Genomic DNA, 16944 nt, shown 5'->3' with positions numbered 1-16944 from the left:
CCATGGAAAGGGGTGTCCCTCGGCCGGAGGTGCTGGCAACGATGTCTGTCAGCCCGCACCAGTACCGGAAAGGACAAGACACACCGTGAACAACATCCGTCGCTCGGCAGCCGTCGCGGCCATCCTCGCCGCCGGCGCCACCACGCTCGCCATCAGCCCCGCATCAGCGGCCGACACGACCTGTTCCAGTGGCTACGCCTGCCTGTACTACCACCCCAACTACCAGGGGGCCTTCTACAAGCAGTTCCCCAACATCCCCAACTACTCCGGCTACACCTTCGTGACCAGCGCCAACGGCAGTGACGGCGCGGGCCAGGGCGTGCGGAACAACGCCGCTTCGGTGGACAACTGGGACTTCAACAACGCCTTCACCGTGTACTACCACATCAACTACACCGGAGCGAGCCAGCGCTTCGCGGCGGGCGGCGGCGGGAACTTCAACTCCACGCTGCGCAACGAGAACGCCTCGGGCAAGTTCGGCTGACCGGGCCGGGCGTCCGGACCGACCGAGGTCTGCCCACCGCGGCCTGACGCGAGGGGGTGCCCCGCCCGCACACACCGGGCCGGGCATCCCCGGCGGTGTTCCCCAGCGTCCCCGCGCGTCATCCGCCGTCCTTGCGCGACTCATCCCCCTCCGTACCGAGGACACAGGCTCATGATCCCGTTCCGTGCCACCGGCCACCCGAAAGCCGCAGTCGTCCTGGTGACCGCCGCCGTGCTGATGACCGGGGGCTGTTCCTCCTCCTCGCCGCCGTCCTCCCGGCCCTCCGGGCCGAAGAACGCGGCCGTCGTCATGCCGGAGGTGTCCTCCGTGCCGCGGCTGATCACGGCGGCCGACCGAGCACTCCCGGTCGCCCCCTACCTCCTGAGCGACCAGCAGTCGGACGAACTGACCGCCGCCCAGGCCACGTTGACCGAGCAGTGCATGGCCCGCTTCGGGTTCCCCTACAAGTCCCCTGCCCCGGCACCGGCGTTCAGGCCGAGGACCCCCACCGAGTTCCGGTACGGCGTGACCGACCCGGCCCGGGCGGCGGTCGACGGATTCGCCCCGCCCGGCAGCAGAACCGTCCCGACGCCCGCCGAGCCTCCGTCGCTGTCGGCGAGGACGACCCTCGTACTGACGGGCACGAACGACCCGCACGTCAAACCCGGCTCCAAGGCGGCCGGCGGGCAGGTCTACCACGGCCGGAAGATCCCGGTCGGCGGATGTGTCGGTGAGGCCAGGGCGCGACTGCGCTCCGACGGGCCGGAAGCCGGAGGCGACGCGGAGCTCTCCAACGACATCAACATCGACAGCTTCGAGACCTCACGGAAGCATCCCCTGGTCAAGGCCGTGTTCGCCAAGTGGTCGCGGTGCATGCGAGCCCGCGGCTTCTCCTACCCCGACCCGCTGGCGGCCACCGGCGACAGCGCCTGGCGCACGAGCACCGCCTCGACGAAGGAGAAGGCGGCGGCCCGCGCCGACGCGGAGTGCAAGAAACAGAACAACGTCGTCGGCGTCTGGTACACGGTCGACGCCGCCCTGCAACGGCAGGCGATCGAGAAGAACAGCGCGGCCCTGGCGAAGATCAGGAAGGCGATCCGCACCCGCCTGGACCTCGCGGCCGCCGTGCTCGCCGAATGACGGCCGGCACCGGATCGCCGACTCAACCCCGGCGCGGACTCAGTCGCCGAGGACGGCCGTGGCGATCCGGACGAACGACTGGACCAACGGGTTGGCGTCCCCCGCGTGCCACGCCACCACGACCCGACTGGGCGGCATGTCCAGGAGCGGCACGACGGTGAGCCCGGCCCCCGGTGGATGGCCGACGAGCGTCATCCCGACGGTCCCGTTCCACAGCACGGCCTGCCGGCACTCCTCGACGGCCCGCACCACGGGCCCCTCCCGAACCTCACCCCCGCTCCAGAACCCCTGCCAGAGGGAATCGGTCCCCTCCGGAAACCGGAACCACCTCCGGTCGACGAGATCGGCCCGCTTCAGACTCCCGCGCCCGGCCAGCGGATCGTCGTCCCGCAGCAACGCCCCCACCGGATCGGCCCGCAGCTCCCGCACGACGAGCCCGGTCCCGTCGAACGGCCCCCGGGTCAGGGCGACATCGACCGCGCCGGCGTGCAACCCGCAGGTGGGGTCGGTCAGATCGGTCTCGCGAATACGTACCTCGACGCCTGGACGCCGCAGCCGATAGGCATCGGCGAGCCGCGCGACCCGGGAATCGGTGGAGTCGCCGAGCAGCCCGACGGTGAGGACCGCGACCCCGGCGGCGACGGCCACCCGGACGTGCGCCCGCTCGACCTGATCGAGCAGCCCCCGCGCCTCGTCGAGCAGCACGGCCCCGGCCGGCGTGAGCACGACCCCGGCGGACGACCGCTCGAAGAGCGCGGCACCGAGGTCGGACTCCAGCCGCCGGATCGCCCGGCTCAGCGGCGGCTGACTCATGTGCAACCGGGCGGCGGCCCGCCCGAAGTGGAGCTCCTCGGCAACGGCCACGAAGTAGCGCAGCGTGCGCAGTTCCATCCCGCCCACCCCCTCCGCACTGCGACGATACCCGCACGGTATGGAGCCCACGGAACAGGTCTTGGACGCGGGCGGCTCACTGCCGCTGCAATCGGGGCATGACCGCCCCTGGACGCACCTCATGACCATCGCCTACTGGATCACCGCCGCCCTGCTGGCCCTCTTCCACCTCTACGCCGGCACCCTGAAGCTCCTCCGCAGCCGCGAGCGGCTCCGCCCGATGATGGCCTGGGTGGACGACATCCCGATGCGGGCGGTCCGGGCGATCGGGGTGGTGGAAGTACTCGGCGCCCTGGGCCTGATCCTCCCGCCGGCGACCGACATCGCGCCCTGGCTGGCCCCGGTGGCGGCCGTCGGGTTCGTGGCGCTGCAAGTGGGCGCGATCAGGGTCCACTTGAGACGGGGGGACCGCCACGTCGGGCTCAACGCGGGGCTGGTTGTGGTGGCGGGGGCGGCTGTGTGGTGGGGGACGGCGTGGGTATGAGGCCGAAGGCCTACCACCAGGAGGGGCGCCTGGCGTGGTGCGGTACCCGGAGGGTGACGCGGACTCCCTCGCCGGCGGTCGAGCGGACGGTGACCTGGCCGTTCAGCAGGTGGGCGCGCTCGCGCATGGCGGGCAGACCGGTGCCGGTGGAGACCACCGTGCGCGGTGCCGTTCGGTCGACCGGGTCGGCGGGCCACTGGGCCATCCCGCGGCCGTCGTCCCGGACCGTCACGCTGATCGCCTTCTCGTCGCTGTCGAGTTCGACGAGAAGGCGGCTCGCCTCAGCGTGCTTGACCGCGTTGTTCACCGCTTCCTGCACGATGCGGTAGACGTGCGCCTGGGCCTCCGGCGACAGCTCGTCGCCGGGCCCGCTCCACGCCGCTGCGACGCTCAGCTGCGTCTTCAGCCCGAACGTCTCCTCGGTGCGCCGGCACAGCGTCTCGAGAGCGGCCACCAGGCCGAACTGGTCGAGGGCGAAGGGCCGCATCTCCACGATCAAATGCCGCAAGGACGTGATCTGGTTCGCGATCAGGCCCCGCGCCTGGTTGATGGCCTCGTTCGTCGCGGCGGACTGGCCGGCGCCGACGGCGGTGGACAGAACGATCTGGACGGCGCCCAGTTCCTGAAGGGTCTCGTCGTGCAACTCGCGGGCCCAGCGCCGACGTTCGCGCTCCTCGCCGTCGCTGCGCGCCTGCGCCAGGTCCCGTGCGAGAGCACGGCGGCGCGACACCGCACCGCGGCCCAGCATGGCCGCGCAGCCGATCAGCAGGAGCGGCACGATGTTCAAGCCGTTGAACAGCGGCTCCTTGGTCATACGGACCAGTTGCTCCACGGCGAGAATGAGCGCGAGCCCGCTCAGCGCCGCCAGCCAGGCCCGCCGGACGGCGTTGCTCAGCGCCGCCGCGACGATGAGGACGACGGCCGCGCCGAGGGCGAACCTCATCACCCAGCGAGGCTGCTGCTGCAGGACCTCGACCGCGAAGGCGACGACGAGCAGCGCGGCGCCCGCGGCCTCCGTGATCGGTCCGGCCTTGGCGCGCGGCCCACCGTCCGTCACAGCAGCCCGCGCTCACGGGCCGCGGCGATCAGTTCCGCCCGTGTCCCGGTCCCGAGCCTCTCCCGGATCCTGGCCCGGTGGGTCTCCACCGTCCGGACGGAAACGTGCAGCCGTCGCGCGATCTCCTGGTTGGTGTGGCCCAGGGCGAGCAGCGAGAGGACCTGAAGTTCGCGCGCCGTCAGCGAGCCGTCCCCCTCGGCGCCGGACGAGCCGACGTCCGCGACGGCCAGTCGGGCGCCCATCGCCGGCTGGAGGTACGTGGCTCCCTCGGCGACCTGACGGGCCGCGCCGACCAGCTCTTCCGCCGCCGCTTCCTTGAGCAGATAGCCGGCCGCCCCGATGCGCAGGGACGCGCGCGCGAACGCGGGGTCCTCCTGCATCGTGAGGACCAGAATGCGGGTGCCGGGTGACGCCGTGAGCAGATCGGGGATCGAGGGCAGGCTGGACCGTCCGGCCATGGTGAGGTCCAGGACCAGCACGGAGGGCTGGTGCTCCGTCACGGCCCGCACGGTCTCGGGAACCGTGGAACTCTCGGCGACGACCTCGAAGGACGGGTCCTGGGACAACAGCACCCGCATGCCCGCACGGACCACCGGATGATCATCGGCGATCACCACGCTGAGGCGCGACACGGCCTCCACCCCCTGTTCAGCGCGGCCGGCATTCATGGGAGCAAAGGTACTGGGCGGTCGGGTCGGCCCGGCCCCGGGGACCGGCGGCGCGGTCGGGCGAGTCCCGGCGCCGCCGAGGCCACGGACGCGACTGCGGGAAACCCGCAGCATGTCTGCGGCCCGTCACCGATGTTCCGGAGGCGTCGGCGCACCACCATGGGTGGCCAGAGCCCTCGGCCGGGCGTACGGCGCCCGGCCGGCCGACACGGACAGAACGGTTCACAGATGATCGACAGGCGCACCTTCGGCAAGGTCACCGGCGCGGGCGCGGCGGGAGCGGCCGCGGTCTCACTGGCCGGCCTGAGTCACCCCTCGGCGGCAGCGGCTCTGTCCTCGGGAACCGGCGCCGAGAACGCGACAGCGGCGCGGACACCGGGCACTGGCGACGGGTCCTTCCCGGCACTGAAGCAGGTCAGGGCGGGTGAACTCACCATCGGCTACGCCGAAGCAGGCCCGGCCCGCGGACCGGTCGTCATCCTGCTGCACGGGTGGCCCTACGACATCCACAGCTACGTCGATGTCGCGCCTCTGCTGGCGGCCCGGGGCTACCGCGTCATCGTTCCCTACCTGCGTGGACACGGCACCACGAGCTTCCGCTCGCCCCGCGCCTTCCGCAACGCGCAGCAGTCGGTGATCGCCCTCGACATCATCGCCCTGATGGACGCCCTGCGGATCGAGCGGGCGGTGCTCGGCGGCTTCGACTGGGGATCACGGACGGCCGACATCATCGCCGCGCTCTGGCCGAGGCGCTGCAAGGCCCTGGTCTCCGTGACCGGCTACCTCATCACCGACCGGGAGAAGAACAAGCTGCCGCTGCCCCCGGCGGCCGAGCTGGCGTGGTGGTACCAGTACTACTTCGCCACGGACCGGGGGGAGGCGGGTCTGACGGAGTACCGGCACGACTTCACGAAGCTCATCTGGCGCACCGTCTCCCCGACATGGGACTTCGACGACGCCACGTTCGACCGCACCGCCGCGGCCTTCGACAATCCGGACTACGTCGCCATCGTGATCCACAACTACCGCTGGCGGCTCGGCCTCGCGGAAGGCGACCCCCGTTACGACGGCATCGAAGCGCGGCTCGCCGCCGGGCCGGACATCGCGGTGCCCACCATCACTCTCGACGGGGAGCGGGACCCCTTCACGCCGGCCGGCGACGGCGCGGCCTACCGGGCCAGGTTCACCGGCCCCTACGACCACCGGACCCTGCGGGGCATCGGCCACAACGTGCCGCAGGAAGCACCCGAGGCGTTCGCCCGGGCCGTCCTCGACGTCGACCGATTCTGACCGAAGGCGGCGACTGTGCCGCCGCACAACCGAGGAGCACGAGATGACACCTGAGAAGACCGAGCTCTCGAACGCCGCCGAGACCGTGCGGCGCGCCCGGTTCGGCAGGCTGCCGGAGCGCGTTCGCCCGGAGGACATGGTCGAGGAGACGCCGGCCACGACGCCGGACCCCGCGAGGGACGCGTACAGCTCCGACGAATGGCTGGCTCGCACGTGCCTGTGAGGCGGCTCAGGAGACCCCTCCCACCCCTCAGCGGACCCCCGCTCGACGCACCTCCTCAACTCACCCCCGGGGCACCCCCGTAGATCCCCGCACCATCAACTCCCCGCCCACCGTCGCGATCCCCCCGGGCGGCGGCTCCTCCCGCCCCATCGCGATCCGCCCCGCCCGGCTCCCCGCCTCGCCCAACGGCAACCGCACCGTCGTGAGCGCAGGCACCGCGTCCACGCTGAACGGCAGGTCGTCGAACCCGGCGACGGAGACGTCGTCCGGGATCCGCAGCCCCGACTCCCGCAGCGCGGCAGCCGCCCCCAGCGCGACGGAGTCGTTCGCCGCGACCACCGCCGTCAACGACGGGTCCCGGCGCAGCAGTTCCAGCGTCGCCTCGTACCCCGCCTGCCGGTCGTACCGCCCGTGCACGGTCCACCGGGGGTCCTCAGCGATCCCCGCCCCGGCCAGCGCAGCCCGGTGCCCCTCCAGCCGGTGCCGCGTCGTCGTCCGTTCCTCCGGACCCGCGATGTAGCCGAGCCTGCGGTGTCCGAGGCCGATCAGGTGCTCGGTCAGGCGTTGCCCGCCACCCCGGTTGTCGAAGGTGAGCGCGACCGCCCCGGTGTCCGGAGCCGGCGGCCGCCCGCACAGCACCACCCGCGTCCCCGCCTCCGTCAGCCGCCGCAGCTTCGCCGCCACGGCCGCGGCGTGCGGCAGGTTCTCCACCGCGCCGCCGGTCAGCACCACCGCCGCGGCCCGCTGCCGCTGCAGCAGGGTCAGATACGTCAGCTCGCGCTCCGGGGAGCCACCCGTGTTGCAGACGACCGCTAGGCGTTCCCCGCCCGCACGTCCGCCCGGACCCCCGATCTCCGCCTGGATCGCGCTCGCCATGATCCCGAAGAAGGGGTCGGCGATGTCGTTCACCAGGATCCCGACCAGGTCGGAGGTGGCCGCGGCCAGCGCGCTCGCCGGGCCGTTCAGGACGTAGTCCAGCTCGTCGACCGCCTTCAGCACCCGCTCCTTGGTGGAGGCCGCGACGGGATAGTTCCCGTTCAGCACGCGCGACACCGTCGCGGGGGAGACCTGGGCGCGGGCCGCCACGTCCGCCAGGGTCACCGTCATGTCGTTCGTCCTCCGGTCGCGCAACTTCGGTCGCGCATCAAGTCGTACGCCGTTGTCCATAGGCTGCTCGAAGGGAGCCCTGCCCGAGCAGACGCCCCCGTCCGAGCAGACGATAAGGCCACCGACCCCAGTTGTTCGCCCCCTCGAACAACTCGACCCCATCACGGTCTTGTACAGACCAGTGCGCAAAGGCTAACTTCTGCATATGTAGAAAGCGCTTGCTGCGTTGCTGAGACGTACGCGGACGAAGGGAAACACGTGACACGCAAGACGGTGCGTATCGCCATGAACGGCGTGACCGGACGCATGGGCTACCGCCAGCACCTCGTCCGCTCGATCCTCGCCCTGCGCGAGCAGGGCGGGCTCGACCTCGGCGACGGCACGGTGCTGTGGCCGGAACCGATCCTCGTCGGCCGCCGCGCGTACGCGCTGAAAGCGCTCGCCGAGCAGCACGGCCTGGACCCGGAGAACATTTCCACGGACGTCGACGCGGTCCTCGCCGACCCGACCGTGGACATCTATTTCGACGCCCAGGTCACCTCGGCCCGCGAGGAGGCGCTCAAGAAGGCCATCGCGGCCGGGAAGCACCTCTACACCGAGAAGCCGACGGCCACCGACTTCGAGGGCGCGCTGGAGCTGGCCCGTCTCGCCGACGCGGCCGGCATCAAGCACGGCGTCGTCCAGGACAAGCTCTTCCTGCCGGGCCTGCTCAAGCTCAAGCGCCTCATCGACGGCGGCTTCTTCGGCCGGATCCTGTCCGTCCGGGGCGAGTTCGGCTACTGGGTCTTCGAGGGCGACTGGCAGAGTGCCCAGCGCCCGTCGTGGAACTACCGCGCCGAGGACGGCGGCGGCATCGTCGTCGACATGTTCCCGCACTGGGAGTACGTCCTCCACGAGCTGTTCGGCCGCGTCAAATCCGTCCAGGCCATCGCCACCACCCACATCCCGCAGCGCTGGGACGAGAACGGCAAGCCCTACGACGCCACCGCCGACGACGCCGCCTACGGCATCTTCGAACTCGACAGCGGCGTCATCGCCCAGATCAACTCCTCCTGGGCCGTCCGCGTCAACCGCGACGAACTCGTCGAGTTCCAGGTCGACGGGACGGAAGGCTCGGCGGTCGCGGGGCTGCGCAACTGCCGTGCCCAGCACCGCAGTTCCACCCCCAAGCCGGTCTGGAACCCGGACCTGCCCGCCACCGAGGTCTTCCGCGACCAGTGGCAGGAGGTCCCCGACAACACCGACTTCGACAACGGCTTCAAGGCCCAGTGGGAGCTGTTCCTGCGCCACGTCTACGCCGACGCCCCCTATCACTGGGACCTCCTCGCGGGCGCCCGCGGCGTCCAGCTCGCCGAGCTGGGGCTGAAGTCGTCGGCGGAGGGCCGCCGCTTCGACGTACCGGAGATCACGCTGTGACGATCCGACTCCCGGACTTCAAGGGCGGCCTGAGGTCCTACGACCCCCGCCCCGAACCCCTCGCCGTCCACCCCGGCGCCCCCTTCACCTCGCGTACGGTCTTCTCCGCGGCGCACGTCGTCGCCGACCCGTACGCGGACGTGTCGCCCGACTCGGCCGCCGCCGTCGACTGGGACGCCACCCTCGCCTTCCGCCGCCACCTGTGGTCGCACGGGCTCGGGGTCGCCGAGGCGATGGACACCGCCCAGCGCGGAATGGGCCTCGACTGGGCGGGCGCGGCCGAGCTGATCCGCCGCTCCGCCGCGGAAGCCAAGGCGGTCGGCGGCCGTATCGCCTGCGGGGTCGGCACCGACCAGATCACCGGCGGCACCCTGGCGGACGTACAGGCCGCCTACGAGGAGCAGTTGGCCCTCGTCGAGGAGGCCGGCGCGCAGGCCATCCTGATGGCGTCCAGGGCGCTCGCGGCCGTGGCCAAGGGCCCCGAGGACTATCTGGAGGTGTACGGCCACCTGCTCCGCCAGGCCACCGAGCCCGTCGTCCTGCACTGGCTCGGCCCGATGTTCGACCCGGCGCTGGAGGGCTACTGGGGCTCGTCCGACCTGGACACGGCCACCGACACCTTCCTCGACGTCATCACCGCGCACCCCGACAAGGTGGACGGGATCAAGGTGTCGCTCCTGGAGGCTCAGCGGGAGATCGACATCCGCCGTCGGCTGCCGCAGGGCGTGCGCTGCTACACCGGCGACGACTTCAACTACCCCGAGCTGATCGCGGGCGACGAGCAGGGCTTCAGCCACGCGCTGCTCGGCATCTTCGACCCGCTGGGCCCACTGGCGGCGGAAGCGGTCCGCGTCCTCGACACGGGGAACGTCGACGGCTTCCGTCAACTCCTCGACCCGACCGTCGAGTTGTCCCGCCATCTCTTCCAGACCCCGACCCGCTTCTACAAGACGGGCGTGGTGTTCCTGGCCTGGCTGGCGGGCCACCAGTCCCACTTCACCATGGTCGGCGGCCTCCAGTCGGCCCGCTCCCTCCCGCACTTCGCCCGCGCCTACGAACTCGCCGACGGCGTGGGCCTGTTCCCGGACCCGAAGCTGGCGGAGGAGCGGATGCGGAACCTGCTGTCCCTGTACGGAGTGACCCAGTGAGCGATCTCGCCCGCTTCAGCATCAACCAGATGACGGTCAAGCAGCTGTCGCTGCCGGAACTGACCGACGCCTGCGCAGAGTTGGGCATCACCAACGTCGGCCTGTGGCGCGAACCCGTCCAGGCGTACGGCCTCGACGCCACCGCCAAGCTGGTGCGCGACGCGGGGCTCACGGTGACAACGTTGTGCCGGGGCGGCTTCCTCACGGCGATCGACCCGGCCGAGCGTGCGACGGCCCTGGACGACAACCGGCGCGCGGTCGACGAGGCCGCCACGCTCGGCACGGACACCCTGGTCCTGGTCTCCGGCGGACTGCCGGCCGGCTCCAAGGACCTGCGCGGCGCCCGGGAGCGGATCGCCGACGCGCTGGGGGAGCTGGGCCCGTACGCCGAGTCCCGTGGCGTGAAACTGGCCATCGAGCCGCTCCACCCGATGTACGCCTCCGACCGCTGCGTGGTCTCGACGCTCACCCAGGCGCTCGACCTCGCGGAACGCTTCCCGGCCCACCAGGTCGGCGTCACGGTCGACACGTACCACATCTGGTGGGACGACCGGGCGCCCGAACAGATCGCCCGGGCCGGCGCCGGCGGACGCATCCACACCTTCCAGCTCGCCGACTGGACCACCCCGCTGCCCGAGGGTGTCCTCAACGGACGCGGGCAGATCGGGGACGGCTCGATCGACATGCGGGAGTGGCAGGGGTACGTCGAGGACGCCGGGTACGCCGGTGCCATCGAGGTCGAGCTGTTCAACGACCGCCTGTGGGCGCGGGACGGCCGGGAGGTGCTCGCGGAGACGGCCCGGCGCTTCACGGAGCACGTGAGGTGACGACGCCCTCGTACCACCGCGTACGGGATCCGCTGAAAAAAAGTCGAGAAGACCGTGCAACCCTCCCGCCACCTCGCGGGTCGTATGTGGCATCAGGACCTTTGGAGGGGGATCTGGGGGGATCGCGGGGGTTCTGACAGGGGAGGGGAAAGCCGAGGGGCCCGGTCGACGGACGGGGCCCCTCGAAGCTTTCCCGGGTCAGCGGAAGCGCCTTGGAGGACGGCGGCGGCTCAGAAGAAGACCCCGCACCTCAGCAGCACATTCGCGTACGGCCGTGCCTCGCCCGTGCGGACCACCAGCCGCGCCCCGGCCGACAGTTCCTTCAGCCGCTCGTGCGGGACCAGTTCCAGGTCGGGGAACTCGCGGGTCAGCAGCGAGGCCGTCGCCGGATTGGCCTGGCGGATCTCCTTCGCCGCCGTCGCGCCCTCGACCACCAGCTCGACCAGCAGCCCGTCCAGGACCTCCGCGAAGGAGGGGGTGCCGGCCCGGAAGGCGAGGTCGACCACGCGCGGGCCGTCCGGGATCGGCATGCCCGCGTCGCACACCAACACCTCGTCGCCGTGGCCCAGTTCGGCGAGGGCGCCGGAGAGGTGACGGTTGAGGATGCCCGCCTTCTTCACAGCGCCTCGACCTCCTCGGCGGTCGGGAAGGACACCTGGGCGCCCTCCTTGGTGACGGCCGCCGCCCCGACCCGGGCCGCGTAGGCCGCCGCCTCGGCGAGCCCTGCGCCCGCCGCGAGCCGGAAGGCCAGCGCGCCCGTGAACGCGTCACCCGCGCCCGTGGTGTCCACCGCGTCCACCTTCACGGACGCGATCCGCTCGACGCCCGCCGAGGACGCCACCAGCGCGCCCTCCGGGCCCAGCGTCACCACCACCGAACGCGGCCCCTTGGCGAGCAGCAGCTTGGCCCAGTCCTCCGGCCGGTCGCTCACACACGCCTCGCCCAGGACCACCTTCGCCTCGTGCTCGTTGACGATCAGCGGGTCGCAGGCCGCCAGCACCTTGGGCGAAAGAGGCTGCGGCGGGGAGGGGTTGAGGACGAAGCGGCTGTCCGGCGCCAGGCTCCGGACCACCTCCTCGACCGTCTCCAGCGGGATCTCCAACTGGACCGAGACCACCCGGGAGGCCTGGAACAGACACTCGGCGGCCCGGACGTCCGCCGGCTTCAACCGGCCGTTCGCGCCCGGCGACACCACGATGCTGTTGTCACCGGAGGGGTCCACCGTGATCAGCGCGACCCCCGTCGGCACCTCGCCGACCAGCACGCCCACCGTGTCGACCCCGGCCGCCCGCTGCGAGTCGAGCAACAGTCTGCCGTACGCGTCGTCGCCGACCCGGGCCAACAGCGCGGTACGGGCCCCGAGCCGGGCGGCCGCGACCGCCTGGTTGGCGCCCTTGCCGCCCGGGTGCACGGCGAGGTCGCCGCCGAGCACCGTCTCGCCCGCGTCCGGGCGCCGTTCGACGGCGATCACCAGGTCGGCGTTGGCCGAGCCCACGACCAGAAGGTCGTAGTCGTACATGAAGCACTCCCCTGAGAGATGACGAGAGACGCACCCGCTGCCGGCCGGTGGTGAGCCGGCCGCGTACTCCTGTGTCAGCCGGTGAAGCCGGCCACGTTCTCCTTCGTGACCACCTTCACCGGGACCTTGATCGTCTGCTGGACCTTCTTGCCCTCGATCGCCTTGAGCGCGTTCTCCACGGCGATCCTGCCCAGCTGGGTGGGCTGCTGGGCCACGGACGCGTACAGCGAGCCGCCCTTGACCGCGGTCAGACCGTCCGGGGTGCCGTCGAAACCGACCACCGAGACCGATGTGCCGGCCTTGGAACCCAGCGCCTTGATCGCGCCGAGCGCCATCTCGTCGTTGGCGGCGATGACGCCCTGGACGTCGGGGTGGGCCTGGAGCAGGTTCGACATCACGTCAAGGCCCTTGGTGCGGTCGAAGTCGGCGGGCTGCTGTGCCACGACCTGGATGCCAGGGTAGGCCTTGAGACCGTCGGAGAAGCCCTGAGCGCGCTCTCTGGCGGCCGAAGTGCCCGCCTGGCCCTGGAGGATGACGATCTTGCCGGAGCCGCCGAGCTTCTCGGCGATGGTCTTGGCGGCCAGTTCACCGCCCGCGATGTTGTCGGAGGCCACCAGGGCGTCCACCGAGGCCTTGTTGACCCCCCGGTCGACGGCGATGACCGGGATCTTCGCCTTGTCGGCGGCCTTCACGGAGTTGCTCGCCGCGTCCGAGTCCACCGGGTTGACGATGATCGCGCCGAGGCTCGAACTGGTGAAGTTCTGCAGCTGGTTGGCCTGCTGGGAGGCGTCGTTCTGCGCGTCCGTGACAGTCAGGTCCACGCCCAGTTTCTTCGCCTCGGCCTGGGCGCCTGCCCGGATCTGCACGAAGAAGGGGTTGTTGAGGGTGGACAGCGACAGGCCCACCTTCGGCTTCGACGAGGAGGAGTCGTCGTGCAGGAAGGAGGTCGCGCCCACGATCGCCACGGTGACGACCGCCGCGAGCGCGTACGTCCCCGCCTGCTTGCCCCTGTTGCCTCCGGTGCCGGCGGCAACCGGGGTCGCCCCGGCCTTGCGGCGCAGTGTGTCGAGCAGCACCGCGAGCGCGATCACGACGCCGATGACGACCTGCTGCCAGAACGCGGACACGTTCAGGAGGTTGAGGCCGTTGCGCAGCACCGCCAGGATCAGCGCGCCGATCAGCGTGCCGGACGCCTTGCCGGTGCCGCCGGCGAGGGAGGCGCCGCCGATGACGACCGCGGCGATCGCGTCCAGCTCGTAGCCGTCGGCGGCCTGCGGCTGCGCCGAGGACAGCCGGGACGCGAGCACGATGCCCGCGACGGCGGCGAAGACACCGGACAGCGCGTAGATGGCGAGCTTCTGCTTCTTCACGCGCAGACCCGACAGCCGCGCGGCCTCCTCGTTGCCACCGATCGCGTACATGGAACGGCCGATGTACGTACGGCCCAGCACGAACGCGGCGATGAGCCCCATCACGACCATGACCAGCACGGGCACCGGCAGCCAGCCGCCGAGCGTGTCGCCGAGGTGGGAGACCGAGTCGGGGAAGGGGATCGGCGAGCCGTCGGAGACCACCAGCGCGAGGCCGCGCGCCACCGACAGCATGGCGAGCGTCGCGATGAACGGCGGCAGCTTCCCGTACGCGATCAGGAAGCCGTTGACCAGGCCCGCCGCGATGCCGGTCGCGACGGCCAGGATCACCGCGATGACGACCGGTACGCCGTGCTGGGTGGCGCTCCAGGCCAGCACGGTCGCGGAGAGCGCGGCGACCGAGCCGACCGAGAGGTCGATGCCGGCCGAGACGATGACGAAGGTGACGCCGAAGGCCAGGACGGCGGTCACGGCCGCCTGGACGCCGACGTTGAGGAGGTTGTCGGTGGTCAGGAAGTCCCCGGACAGCGCCGACAGGGCGATGACGAGGACGATCAGCGCGGTGAGCGCGCCGTTGTCGAGCAGGAGGCGGCGCAGCCCGCTCGTGGCGCCACCGGCGCCTGTGGTGCTCTTGAGCGTGTCAGTGGCCACGGCTGGCCTCCGCTTCGGTAGTTCCGTTCGTGACATTGCTGACGGCGAGGGACATCACCGCGTCCTGCGTGGCCCGGTCGGCGGAGAGTTCGCCCGCGATCCGGCCCTGGGCCATCACCAGCACCCGGTCGCTCATGCCGAGCACCTCGGGCAGATCGCTGGAGATCATCAGGACGGCGGCGCCCTGAGCGGTGAGTTCGTTGATCAGCTGGTAGATCTCGACCTTCGCGCCCACGTCGATCCCGCGCGTGGGTTCGTCGAGGATCAGCACCTTGGTGTCGGCGAGCAGCCACTTGCCGATGACGACCTTCTGCTGGTTGCCGCCGGACAGGGTGCGCACCTGCTGGCCCAACCCGGCCATCCGCACGCCCAGTTGCTCGGCGATCCGCGCGGCGGCCGTGCGCTGGCCCCTGAGGTCGACGAGCCCCGCGTGCGTGGCGGCCCGCATGGTGACAAGACCGAGGTTCTCCTCGACGGTCTGGTCCAGGACAAGGCCCTGCCCCTTGCGGTCCTCGGGGACGAGCCCGATGCCCGCGGTCATCGCCGCGTTGACGTCGTGCCGGCGGACCGGGGCCCCGGAGACCTTCACGGCCCCCTTGTCGTAAGGGTCCGCGCCGAACACGGCCCGCACCACCTCGGTACGCCCCGCGCCGACCAGCCCGGCGATGCCGACGACCTCGCCGGCCCGCACCTCGAAGCTGATGTCCTGGAAGACACCGTCCCGGGTCAGCCCCTCGACGGTGAGCAACGCGACGCCCGCGTCGGGCCGTTCGCGCGGATACTGCTGCTCGATGGAACGGCCCACCATGAGGCGTACGAGTTCGTCCCGGGCCGTGGTCGCGGGCACCTGGCCGACGGACTTGCCGTCGCGGATGACCGTGACCCGGTCGCCCAGGGCGGCGATCTCCTCCAGGTGGTGGGTGATGAAGACGATCCCCACGCCGTCCTCGCGCAGCGAGCGCACGATGGCGAAGAGCTTCTCCACCTCCTCGGAGGTGAGCACCGCGGTCGGCTCGTCCATGATCAGCACGCGCGCGTTCAGGCTGAGCGCCTTGGCGATCTCGACCATCTGGAGGCGCGCGATACCGAGTTCACGCACACGCGCGCGTGGCGACACGTTCACACCGACGCGCTTGAGCAGCACCTCGGCGTCGGCCTCCATCGTCTTGCGGTCGATCATCCCGAGGCGGCGCGGCTGCCGGCCCAGGAAGATGTTCTCGGCGACCGTCAGATCGGGGACGAGGTTGAACTCCTGGTAGATGGTGGCGATGCCCAGCCGCTCGGCGTCCTGCGCCCCGCGGATGTGCACCTCCTCGCCGTCCACCAGGACCCGGCCCCCGTCGGGGTGGTAGGCGCCCGACAGCATCTTGATCAGCGTGCTCTTGCCGGCACCGTTCTCGCCGAGCAGCACGTGCACCTCGCCCCGGCGCAGGTCGAAGTCGACGCCGTCGAGCGCCACCACGCCGGGGAAGGTCTTCCGAATGCCCTCGATGCGCAGCAACTCGTCCTTGATGCGCGGCAACTCGTCCTCGTTGCTCACGACTGGCTCCTGTTCCTTGCGGGGGCCGGCTCTGCGGAAGCCGGCGGCTCGCCGCACGAGCGGCGTACGACGAGACGTGCGGGGAGGGTGACGGACTTCGGGGTCCGTCCCTCGATGGAGTCGACCAGCGCGCGTACGGCGGCCCGCCCCAACTCGCCCGTGGGCTGGGCGATCGCGGTGATCGGCGGATCGGTGTGCACGAACCAGGGGATGTCGTCGAACGCGGCGAGCGCGAGGTCCTCGGGAACCCGCAGCCCACGCGCGCGTACGGCGTCCAGCGCGCCGAGCGCCATCAGGTTGTCGGCCGCGAACACGACCTCGGGCGGCTCGGGCAGGTCGAGGAACCCCTCGGTGACCCGCCGCCCGCTCTCGGCCTGGAAGTCGCCCTGGCCCGTGTAGGCGTCCGGCAGCGGGATCCCGTACTCGCCGAGGGCCGCCCGGAAGGCCTCGACGCGCTCGCTGCCGGTGGTGGTCGCCGCCGGCCCCGCGATGATCGCGAGCCGCCGGTGCCCGAGCGCGTGCAGATGCGCGACGAGATCCCGTATCGCGGCCCGCCCGTCCGCCCGGACGACGGGCACCTCGATCCCCTGGATCCACCGGTCGACGAACACCACCGGCGTCCCCGCCCGCGCGGCGTCCACGATCAGTGGCGAGCCGCCGTCGGTGGGGGAGACGAGCAGCCCGTCGATACGACGGTCCAGCAGCGTCCGTACATGGTGATCCTGCAACTCGGGCCGCTCATCGGCGTTCCCGATGATCACGCTGTACCCGAGCGCGCGGGCCTCCTCCTCGACGGAGCGGGCCAGTTCGGTGAAGTAGGGGTTCATCACGTCGCTGATGACCAGGCCGAGGGTGTGGGTCTGGTCGGTGCGCAGGGAACGGGCGACGGCGTTCGGGCGGTAACCCAGCGCCTCGACGGCGGCCTCGACACGCGTGCGTGCGTCGGCGCTGACCGACGGATGGCCGTTCAGCGCCCGCGACACCGTGGCGACGGAGACCCCCGCCTCGGCGGCGACGTCCTTGATGCTCGCCATCGCCGTTCCACCTCCTCGTGGAATCGATTACATCGACGTGCACCAAGGATTGGAATCGATTACACGACGGTTGACAAGGCCCCGTGACCGGATCG

The 16944-nt window shown here is 71.3% G+C and carries 17 protein-coding genes; 8 read left to right on the top strand and 9 right to left on the bottom strand.

The window, feature by feature from the left end; translation table 11 throughout:
- Window positions 1-85 precede the first annotated feature (85 nt).
- Window positions 86-484 carry a peptidase inhibitor family I36 protein gene (locus tag ACIQI8_RS15665; RefSeq protein ID WP_185146201.1) on the top strand — a complete coding sequence of 133 codons (399 nt, stop codon included), beginning with the start codon at window positions 86-88 and terminating at the stop codon, window positions 482-484.
- A gap of 171 nt (window positions 485-655) precedes the next feature.
- The gene (locus ACIQI8_RS15660) at window positions 656-1624 is read left to right on the top strand and encodes a hypothetical protein (RefSeq protein ID WP_402349661.1); all 969 of its coding nucleotides are present in this window, start codon (window positions 656-658) and stop codon (window positions 1622-1624) included.
- A 39-nt stretch (window positions 1625-1663) separates the two neighbouring features.
- Here the strand turns inward: ACIQI8_RS15660 and ACIQI8_RS15655 are convergent, their stop codons facing one another.
- A complete protein-coding gene (locus ACIQI8_RS15655; RefSeq protein WP_402349658.1) occupies window positions 1664-2515 on the bottom strand; it encodes a LysR family transcriptional regulator in 852 nt (283 codons plus the stop codon).
- Window positions 2516-2636: 121 nt separating this feature from the next.
- Between ACIQI8_RS15655 and ACIQI8_RS15650 the strand changes: the two genes are divergently transcribed.
- A complete protein-coding gene (locus tag ACIQI8_RS15650; RefSeq protein WP_402350480.1) occupies window positions 2637-2999 on the top strand; it encodes a DoxX family protein in 363 nt (120 codons plus the stop codon).
- 10 nt (window positions 3000-3009) lie between these two features.
- On the opposite strand, the gene ACIQI8_RS15645 is transcribed toward ACIQI8_RS15650, so the two are convergent.
- Complete coding sequence (locus ACIQI8_RS15645) at window positions 3010-4056, bottom strand: sensor histidine kinase (RefSeq protein ID WP_402349655.1); 1047 nt, start codon at window positions 4054-4056, stop codon at window positions 3010-3012.
- Window positions 4053-4724, bottom strand: a complete 672-nt coding sequence (locus ACIQI8_RS15640) for a response regulator (RefSeq protein WP_402349652.1) — start codon at window positions 4722-4724, stop codon at window positions 4053-4055. The genes ACIQI8_RS15645 and ACIQI8_RS15640 overlap by 4 nt, the downstream gene beginning before the upstream one ends.
- A 228-nt stretch (window positions 4725-4952) precedes the next feature.
- Here ACIQI8_RS15640 and ACIQI8_RS15635 point away from each other — a divergent pair, with 228 nt between their 5' ends.
- Both ACIQI8_RS15635 and ACIQI8_RS15630 read left to right on the top strand, forming a co-directional pair.
- Window positions 4953-6014 carry an alpha/beta fold hydrolase gene (locus ACIQI8_RS15635; protein ID WP_402349649.1) on the top strand — a complete coding sequence of 354 codons (1062 nt, stop codon included), beginning with the start codon at window positions 4953-4955 and terminating at the stop codon, window positions 6012-6014.
- 43 nt (window positions 6015-6057) lie between these two features.
- Window positions 6058-6237, top strand: coding sequence for a hypothetical protein (locus ACIQI8_RS15630; RefSeq protein ID WP_402349646.1), 180 nt, complete (start codon window positions 6058-6060; stop codon window positions 6235-6237).
- Between the two features lie 60 nt (window positions 6238-6297).
- Here the strand turns inward: ACIQI8_RS15630 and ACIQI8_RS15625 are convergent, their stop codons facing one another.
- Complete coding sequence (locus tag ACIQI8_RS15625; protein ID WP_402349643.1) at window positions 6298-7344, bottom strand: LacI family DNA-binding transcriptional regulator; 1047 nt, start codon at window positions 7342-7344, stop codon at window positions 6298-6300.
- Window positions 7345-7602: 258 nt separating this feature from the next.
- Here ACIQI8_RS15625 and ACIQI8_RS15620 point away from each other — a divergent pair, with 258 nt between their 5' ends.
- From ACIQI8_RS15620 to ACIQI8_RS15610, 3 genes are read left to right on the top strand one after another with little or no spacing between them, the layout of a single operon-like run.
- Window positions 7603-8760 (top strand): Gfo/Idh/MocA family protein, encoded by a 1158-nt coding sequence (locus ACIQI8_RS15620; protein ID WP_402349640.1) that lies wholly within the window; start codon window positions 7603-7605, stop codon window positions 8758-8760.
- Window positions 8757-9908 (top strand): dihydrodipicolinate synthase family protein, encoded by a 1152-nt coding sequence (locus ACIQI8_RS15615; RefSeq protein ID WP_402349637.1) that lies wholly within the window; start codon window positions 8757-8759, stop codon window positions 9906-9908. Before ACIQI8_RS15620 ends, ACIQI8_RS15615 begins: the two co-directional genes overlap by 4 nt.
- A complete protein-coding gene (locus tag ACIQI8_RS15610; RefSeq protein WP_402349634.1) occupies window positions 9905-10735 on the top strand; it encodes a sugar phosphate isomerase/epimerase family protein in 831 nt (276 codons plus the stop codon). Before ACIQI8_RS15615 ends, ACIQI8_RS15610 begins: the two co-directional genes overlap by 4 nt.
- 230 nt (window positions 10736-10965) lie before the next feature.
- On the opposite strand, the gene rbsD is transcribed toward ACIQI8_RS15610, so the two are convergent.
- The 5 genes from rbsD to ACIQI8_RS15585 form a co-directional block, all read right to left on the bottom strand.
- Entirely contained in the window at window positions 10966-11355 is a 390-nt protein-coding gene (rbsD, locus tag ACIQI8_RS15605) for a D-ribose pyranase (RefSeq protein WP_402349631.1), read from the bottom strand.
- Window positions 11352-12254 carry a ribokinase gene (locus ACIQI8_RS15600; protein ID WP_402349628.1) on the bottom strand — a complete coding sequence of 301 codons (903 nt, stop codon included), beginning with the start codon at window positions 12252-12254 and terminating at the stop codon, window positions 11352-11354. Before ACIQI8_RS15600 ends, rbsD begins: the two co-directional genes overlap by 4 nt.
- 74 nt (window positions 12255-12328) lie before the next feature.
- Window positions 12329-14275, bottom strand: a complete 1947-nt coding sequence (locus ACIQI8_RS15595; protein WP_402349625.1) for a substrate-binding domain-containing protein — start codon at window positions 14273-14275, stop codon at window positions 12329-12331.
- A complete protein-coding gene (locus tag ACIQI8_RS15590; protein ID WP_402349623.1) occupies window positions 14265-15815 on the bottom strand; it encodes a sugar ABC transporter ATP-binding protein in 1551 nt (516 codons plus the stop codon). The genes ACIQI8_RS15595 and ACIQI8_RS15590 overlap by 11 nt, the downstream gene beginning before the upstream one ends.
- Window positions 15812-16849 carry a LacI family DNA-binding transcriptional regulator gene (locus tag ACIQI8_RS15585; RefSeq protein WP_402349620.1) on the bottom strand — a complete coding sequence of 346 codons (1038 nt, stop codon included), beginning with the start codon at window positions 16847-16849 and terminating at the stop codon, window positions 15812-15814. The genes ACIQI8_RS15590 and ACIQI8_RS15585 overlap by 4 nt, the downstream gene beginning before the upstream one ends.
- Window positions 16850-16944 lie beyond the last annotated feature (95 nt).

The organism is Streptomyces sp. NPDC092369 (assembly GCF_044755245.1).
Taxonomy (GTDB): domain Bacteria; phylum Actinomycetota; class Actinomycetes; order Streptomycetales; family Streptomycetaceae; genus Streptomyces.
The sequence above is the reverse complement of the archived record's forward strand: the minus strand, read 5'-3'. Positions and strand labels throughout refer to the sequence as shown.